Genomic DNA, 7,327 nt, shown 5'->3' on the forward strand with positions numbered 1-7,327 from the left:
ACAAAAGTCATTGCCGCCATCAAACGCTTCAGTTTCATGCCTTACTCCTAGCAGATAGGGTGTGTTAAGTCGGGGCCAAGTATCAGCAGGCCGTGTGAACACTCTATGGCTGAAATATGACAATTGGATGAAAGGCCATTATTCGGGTTTTTGCAGGATGATTCGTGTTGCCCCCATCGCGAGCAGGCTCACTCCTACACTTGAAATGCGTTCCAAATGTAGGAGTGAGCCTGCTCGCGATGGCGTCAGAACATCTGATGCAGAATCCTGGATCAGCGCCCCTTCTTCCACAGCCACGCCCCGACCAGAATCCCCATCGCGCACAGCACCGCTACATAGTAGGCAGGCCCCATCGCGCTTTCTTTCAGCAACAGACTGACCACCATCGGCGTCAACCCGCCGAAGATCGCGTAAGCCACGTTGTACGAGAACGACAACCCACTGAAGCGCACCACCGGCGGGAAGGCCTTAACCATCACATATGGCACCGCACCAATGGTGCCGACCAGAAAACCGGTCAACGCGTACAGCGGGAACAGCCAGTTCGGGTGATCGGCGAGGCTGTGATAGAAGGTCCAGGAGCTGATCAGCAACCCCAGGCAACCGAACACAAATACGCGGCCGGCACCAAAGCGATCTGCCAGTGCGCCGGAAATGACGCAGCCGATGCTCAGAAAGACGATCGCCAGACTGTTTGACTGCAGCGACTCGGTCGGCGTGAAGTGATAGACCGTTTGCAGCACGGTCGGCGTCATCAGGATGACCACGACGATGCCAGCGGAAAGCAGCCAGGTGAGCAGCATCGAGATCGCAATCGCCCCGCGATGATCACGCAGCACGGCACGCAGTGGCACTTCTTCTGCCAAGGCTTTACGCATTTGCAACTCGGCGAACACAGGGGTTTCGTGCAACCAGCGGCGCAGGTAGACCGAGAACAGGCCGAATACGCCGCCCAGCAGAAATGGAATCCGCCAGGCGTAATCAGAAACTTCCGCCGGCGTATAAATGCTGTTGATTGCCGTGGCCACCAGCGAGCCGAGCAGAATACCGGCGGTCAGGCCACTGGTGAGCGTGCCGCAGGCGTAGCCCATGTGTTTTTGCGGTACGTGTTCGGAAACGAAGACCCAGGCGCCCGGCACTTCACCGCCAATCGCCGCGCCTTGAATTACGCGCATCAATAGAAGAAGGATCGGCGCCCACATGCCGATCTGTGCATACGTTGGCAGCAGACCCATGATCAGGGTCGGCACGGCCATCATGAAAATGCTCAGGGTGAACATCTTCTTGCGCCCCAGCAGATCGCCGAAGTGCGCCATGACGATGCCGCCCAACGGCCGAGCCAGATAGCCGGCGGCGAAGATGCCGAAGGTCTGCATCAGGCGCAGCCACTCGGGCATGTCGGCCGGGAAGAACAGCTTGCCGACCACGGTGGCGAAGAAGACGAAGATGATGAAATCGTAGAATTCCAGCGCGCCGCCAAGGGCGGACAGCGACAGAGTCTTGTAGTCATTGCGGGTCAACGGTCGTGCGGGTTGCTCGGGCTGCGCGAGGCTCGAAGGCGCTGTGGTCATGGCAAGGGCTTCTCTTATAGTCGGATCTGCCGCCACAACAACGCTGGCGGTGGCTTGGGCAGGTTCGGCACCATAGCAAATTGTTCGAAAAAGCACATAGAGGCGCGTAATTGACGGTCAAAATCAGAACCGGATGGTCGTCGTGGAGTCTACCGACCGATATACTCGCAACCTGCTCCGGTTTGTAGGGGGTTGCTGTGCGAAAACGTCGTTGGCCCGGCCTTTGCTCGGGATTAGCCGGTTTCGCAGAGTTTCTCCTTCAGGCGCCTTATGGAAAACGTGACGAACGTAGTATGTTCGGTGCTGAATCGTTTTTCCTGAAGACGGCTACCACCAGCAATACCAACAAGAGTCACGGGTCAGAGGCACCCCCGGCATGATAGAGCTCGAACAAGAAGATCCGATCCCGCAAGGCGACCTGGCCTTGCAAATCACCGCACTCCCGCGCGAAACCAACGGCTTTGGCGATATTTTCGGCGGCTGGCTGGTAGCGCAGATGGATTTGGCCGGCACCGCAATGGCCAGCCGTGTCGCCGGTGGCCGCGTCGCCACCGTGGCCATCGATCGCATGGCGTTCCTTGTGCCTGTGGCAGTCGGCGCGCAATTGTCCTTTTATACCCAGACCCTGGAAATCGGCCGCAGCTCGATCCAGATGATGGTCGAAGTGTGGAGCGACGACCCGCTGTCCAGCGAGTGGCGTAAAGTGACCGAAGCCGTGTTTGTCTTCGTCGCCATCGACGGCAGCGGCCGCACTCGCTCGGTTCCGCCACGCGCGCGTTAAACCTGGCGGCCGTTTTACGGTCGATAATCGTCCCAAGTGTCTGATCGAGAGCTGTCCCATGAACACGCCCAACGTTGAAGCGGTGAAACTGGATGAACTGAACTGCTGGCGCATCCGCCACGGTCAGGCCGAAGTGCTGGTGGCCCAGCAAGGCGCGCACATCCTCAGTTATCAGATCGATGGGCAACCACCGATCATCTGGCTCAACGACAAGGCCGACTTCAAGACTGGCAAAAGCATTCGCGCCGGTGTGCCGGTGTGCTGGCCGTGGTTCGGCAAGTTCGAACGCAACCCGCAGAGCGTGCAGGCCATGTACACCGGTGCGCAACCGGCGCCCGCGCACGGTCTGGTGCGGGCGATGGATTGGCAACTGGGCGGCATCGAATCAGAGGCTGACGGCATCAAGGTCGAGTTCAAACTGCCCTACCCCGAGGGTGGCCTGCCGGGCTGGCCGCATCAGGTCGATCTGACACTGACCCTTCATTTGTCCGAGCAACTGAGCTTCAGCCTCACCAGCCACAACCGCGGCAGTGAAACCGTCAGCCTGAGTCAGGCGCTGCACACTTATTTCGCGGTCAGTGATGTGCGCCATGTGCACGTCGACGGTGTCGATGGTTTGAATTACATCGAAACGCTGGATGACTGGAAAACCAACAGTCAGCAAGGCGATCTGCATTTTGCCGGTGAGACCGACCGCATCTACCTCGATGCGCCGCCACAGCTGAGCATTGTCGATCCAACGTGGGAACGACGCATTGTGCTGACGGCTACCGGCTCACGCACGGCGGTGATCTGGAACCCGTGGATCGATCGCGCGGCGGCATTGGCCGACATGGACAACGATGGCTGGCAGCGCATGTTGTGCATCGAGACGGCGAACGTGATGGATGACATCGTCACGCTCGCACCAGGGGCGAGCCATACCATGGGTGTTAGCGTCGGCAGCAAAGCGCTTTAAGATCAAAAGATCGCAGCCTGCGGCAGCTCCTGCATTGGAATGCATTTCCCTGTAGGAGCTGCCGCAGGCTGCGATCTTTTGCTTTAGAGATCAGACTCCTGCACCACCCGCACTTTGTCCGCTTCCAGCGCATACGCCGCGTCCGCCAGGTCATTGCTGACCTTCTCGACTTTCAGCGTGCCGGTCACCCACAGCGGCGTGTAGATATCGTCCAGTTTCAAACCCTTCGGATACCGCACCAGCACCAGTTGATTTGGCGGCGGTGGCGGCACGTGGATGCACGCGCCCGGGTACGGCACGAGGAAGAACAGCGTGCTGCGGCCCTTGGCGTCGGATTCCAGCGGCACCGGATAACCACCAATGCGGATGTGTTTGTCGTTCATCGACGCCACGGTTTTGGTCGAATACATCACCGCCGGCAGACCTTTGGCCTGCTTCATCCCGCCCTTCTCGGTGAAGGTGCCGGTGGCTTCCGGGGAGTCGTGGTCGATTTCAGGCATGGCCTCAAGGGCCTTTTGATCCGACTTTGGCATCAGTTCGAGCCAGTCGGTTTCCGGCAGTTCGCCGGCGTGGGCCAAACCGCTGCCCAGGAAAAGGAGAGTCAACAGAAGACGGCGCATGAAAGTGCTCGGTATAGAAAGGAAGGAACAGTGAATCGCCGAGCATTCTAGCCCTCCCGGCCACTTTGGCAGAGAGGGCTTTGTCGCTTTGGATCAGTTCTTTTTGATCAGGCCGTAGATCACCAGCAACACGATTGCGCCAACCAGTGCGCCGATGAAACCTGCGCCCTCGCCCGCGTGGTAGATGCCCAGAGCCTGGCCGCCGTAAGTGGCCGCCAGCGAACCGCCGATACCGAGCAGGATGGTCATGATCCAGCCCATGCTGTCATCGCCCGGTTTCAGGAACCGTGCCAGCAGGCCGACGATCAAGCCGATAAAGATGGTTCCGATAATTCCCATGGCAATTCCCTCTCAAAGATAGATATGCGAAGCCTAGTCAGACTTTGGCATCCTGCCATGAGAGAACGGCGGCCCCTGAATGGTTCCGCCGCTGCCACATGAAACTGTTTTACTCGGCGATCAGCGCTTCGACCTTGACGATCTGCGCCTGCAGCGTGGCCATGTCGGCGCAGCGCAGATTGGCGTGACCGACCTTGCGCCCGGCCTTGAAGGCTTTGCCGTAGTGATGCAGGTGGCAATCGTCGATGGCGATGACCTTCTCAACCGGCGGAACGACGCCGATGAAGTTGAGCATTGCGCTCTCGCCAACCTTGGCCGTCGAACCCAACGGCAGGCCGGCAACGGCGCGCAGGTGGTTTTCGAACTGGCTGCACTCGGCGCCTTCGGTGGTCCAGTGCCCGGAGTTGTGCACGCGCGGGGCGATTTCGTTGGCCTTGAGGCCACCGTCGACTTCAAAGAACTCGAACGCCATGACGCCGACGTAGTCGAGTTGCTTGAGCACACGGCTCGAGTAGTCTTCGGCCAACGCCTGCAACGGGTGATCGGTGCTGGCCACCGACAGCTTGAGGATGCCGCTGTCGTGGGTGTTGTGTACCAACGGATAGAACCTGGTTTCGCCATCGCGGGCACGCACGGCGATCAGCGAGACCTCACCGGTGAACGGCACAAAGCCTTCCAGCAGGCAGGACACGCTGCCCAGTTCGGCGAAAGTACCTACCACGTCTTCCGGCTTGCGCAGGACTTTCTGGCCCTTGCCGTCATAACCCAGGGTGCGGGTTTTCAGCACGGCCGGCAGACCGATCGAAGCCACGGCAGCATCCAGATCGGCTTGCGATTGAATGTCGGCGAAGGCAGGCGTCGGGATGCCCAGGTCCTTGAACATGCTCTTTTCGAACCAGCGATCACGAGCGATGCGCAGGGCTTCGGCGCTCGGGTAGACCGGGACGAATTGCGAAAGAAATGCCACGGTTTCGGCCGGGACGCTTTCGAACTCGAAGGTCACCAGATCGACTTCATCGGCCAGTTGGCGCAGATGATCCTGATCGCCGTAATCGGCCCGCAGGTGTTCGCCCAGCGCGGCCGCACAGGCGTCCGGCGCAGGGTCGAGGAAAGCGAAGTTCATGCCCAGCGGAGTGCCCGCCAGGGCCAACATGCGACCCAACTGGCCGCCACCGATTACACCGATCTTCATCTCAACAACCTCAGGCAATACGTGGGTCTGGATTGTCCAGGACGCTGTCTGTCTGCTCGGCACGGAAGGTTTTCAGTACCGCGTGGAACTGTGGATGCTTGGCGCCGAGGATGCTCGCCGAGAGCAGCGCGGCGTTAATCGCGCCGGCCTTGCCGATGGCCAGGGTGGCGACCGGAATGCCGGCTGGCATCTGCACGATCGACAGCAGCGAGTCGACGCCCGAGAGCATGGCCGACTGCACTGGCACGCCCAGCACCGGCAGGTGGGTCTTGGCCGCACACATGCCTGGCAAGTGGGCTGCGCCACCGGCACCGGCGATAATCACCTCGATGCCGCGGCCTTCAGCCTCTTCGGCGTACTGGAACAGCAGATCCGGGGTGCGGTGGGCAGAGACCACCTTGACCTCGTACGGGATGCCGAGCTTTTCCAGCATATCGGCGGTGTGGCTAAGGGTGGACCAATCGGACTTGGAGCCCATGATCACGCCAACCAGTGCACTCATCGTCGCGCCTCTTCTCTCTGGAGCGCCCACAGGCGCGTCATAAAACAACAAGCCACGCAGGTTGCGTGGCTTGATTGTACGAAAAATGGCCGGACGTGCCGGCCGAAGGCCGCGCAGTATACCGCAATGAAAGCAATAAACAGCCCCCGAAACGACCATCTGTCAAATGAGCGAAAGGCCCGGTTTTATTGACCTGAAGGTCAGCGCCGCAACACCACAAATCCCTGTAGGAGTGAGCCTGCTCGCGATGGCGGTGTGTCAGTCACATCATCGTTGAATGTGCAGACGCTATCGCGAGCAGGCTCACTCCTACAAGGGGTCCGCGCAGGGTCAGGAAGCTTGCGCGGCGCCGCCTTCAAGCTTGCGCCACAACAATCGCACGTTGGCTTTGCGTACCAAGGCGCAGCGGTAGAGGCGAATCTCCAGCGGCACATGCCATTGCGGGCCGCCGCAGACCACCAGTTCGCCACGCGCCAGCTCGGCCCGCACGCTCAGTTGCGGCACCCACGCAATCCCGAGTCCTTCCAGCGCCATGCTTTTCAGGCTGTCAGCCATTGCGGTTTCGTAAATAGTGGTGAAGCGCAACTGACGCTGACGCAGCAAGCCATTCACCGAACGCCCGAGAAACGCCCCGGCGCTATAAGCCAGCAACGGCACGCTCGCTTCTCCTTCCAGATCGAACAGCGGCTTGCCCTCCGCATCCGCCGCACACACCGGCAGCATCTCGGTCTGGCCCAAATGCAGCGAGGGGAAAATCTCCGGGTCCATCTGCATCGCCGCGTCCGGGTCATAGAACGCCAGCATCAGATCGCAGCCGCCTTCACGCAACGCATGCACCGCGTCACCCACGTTAGTTGCGACCAGCCGAGTGGCGATGTTCAAGCCTTCATTACGCAGTTGCGCGATCCAGCGCGGGAAGAAACCCAGCGCCAGCGAGTGAGCGGCAGCGACTTGCATCACTTCGCCCTGCCCGCCTTCCAGATGATGCAAATGACGCAGCACTTCACCGAGCTGTTCGACCACGGTGCGTGCGGTCACCAGAAACAGCTGCCCCGCCGCCGTCAGCTCGATCGGCGTGCGCGAGCGGTTGACCAGGGTCAGCCCCAATGCGGCTTCCAGACTGCGGATCCGCCGACTGAACGCCGGCTGAGTCACGAAGCGCCGTTCGGCTGCCTGCGAGAAGCTGCGGGTGGCGGCCAGAGCACTGAAGTCCTCGAGCCATTTGCTTTCCAGATTCATCACGTCCTCCCGGACACGCACCAAAACAGGTCACACGTCTGCCGCGCAGGCGGCGTCACATGGGCATTTTGCCGAATGTGCATAGGGCAGTGCTTAACAGCATTGGCCCGAAATTTCCCTCACGC

At 60.2% G+C, this 7,327-nt stretch carries 8 protein-coding genes; 2 read left to right on the forward strand and 6 right to left on the reverse strand.

The genetic code is table 11. The features are described from left to right. Window positions 1-272: 272 nt before the first annotated feature. Window positions 273-1,571, reverse strand: a complete 1,299-nt coding sequence (locus tag ACIPIZ_RS16255; protein WP_401166074.1) for an MFS transporter — start codon at window positions 1,569-1,571, stop codon at window positions 273-275. 376 nt (window positions 1,572-1,947) lie between these two features. Between ACIPIZ_RS16255 and ACIPIZ_RS16260 the strand changes: the two genes are divergently transcribed. Further along, complete coding sequence (locus ACIPIZ_RS16260) at window positions 1,948-2,352, forward strand: acyl-CoA thioesterase (RefSeq protein ID WP_003229628.1); 405 nt, start codon at window positions 1,948-1,950, stop codon at window positions 2,350-2,352. Between the two features lie 58 nt (window positions 2,353-2,410). Beyond that, window positions 2,411-3,310, forward strand: a complete 900-nt coding sequence (locus ACIPIZ_RS16265) for a D-hexose-6-phosphate mutarotase (RefSeq protein WP_105704694.1) — start codon at window positions 2,411-2,413, stop codon at window positions 3,308-3,310. Window positions 3,311-3,393: 83 nt separating this feature from the next. Here ACIPIZ_RS16265 and ACIPIZ_RS16270 read toward each other — a convergent pair whose 3' ends face one another. From ACIPIZ_RS16270 to ACIPIZ_RS16290, 5 genes are all read right to left on the reverse strand, one after another. Next, window positions 3,394-3,930, reverse strand: a complete 537-nt coding sequence (locus ACIPIZ_RS16270) for a DUF3299 domain-containing protein (protein ID WP_401166076.1) — start codon at window positions 3,928-3,930, stop codon at window positions 3,394-3,396. Between the two features lie 93 nt (window positions 3,931-4,023). Then, window positions 4,024-4,269, reverse strand: coding sequence for a GlsB/YeaQ/YmgE family stress response membrane protein (locus ACIPIZ_RS16275; RefSeq protein WP_007920223.1), 246 nt, complete (start codon window positions 4,267-4,269; stop codon window positions 4,024-4,026). A 109-nt stretch (window positions 4,270-4,378) separates the two neighbouring features. After that, window positions 4,379-5,461 (reverse strand): 5-(carboxyamino)imidazole ribonucleotide synthase, encoded by a 1,083-nt coding sequence (locus ACIPIZ_RS16280; protein ID WP_064389609.1) that lies wholly within the window; start codon window positions 5,459-5,461, stop codon window positions 4,379-4,381. Between the two features lie 10 nt (window positions 5,462-5,471). Continuing rightward, window positions 5,472-5,963, reverse strand: a complete 492-nt coding sequence (gene purE, locus ACIPIZ_RS16285) for a 5-(carboxyamino)imidazole ribonucleotide mutase (RefSeq protein ID WP_007954291.1) — start codon at window positions 5,961-5,963, stop codon at window positions 5,472-5,474. 330 nt (window positions 5,964-6,293) lie between these two features. Beyond that, the gene (locus ACIPIZ_RS16290) at window positions 6,294-7,202 is read right to left on the reverse strand and encodes a LysR substrate-binding domain-containing protein (protein ID WP_064116481.1); all 909 of its coding nucleotides are present in this window, start codon (window positions 7,200-7,202) and stop codon (window positions 6,294-6,296) included. Window positions 7,203-7,327 lie beyond the last annotated feature (125 nt).

It is taken from the genome of Pseudomonas sp. NPDC087690 (genome assembly GCF_044743175.1).
Taxonomy (GTDB): Bacteria; Pseudomonadota; Gammaproteobacteria; order Pseudomonadales; family Pseudomonadaceae; genus Aquipseudomonas.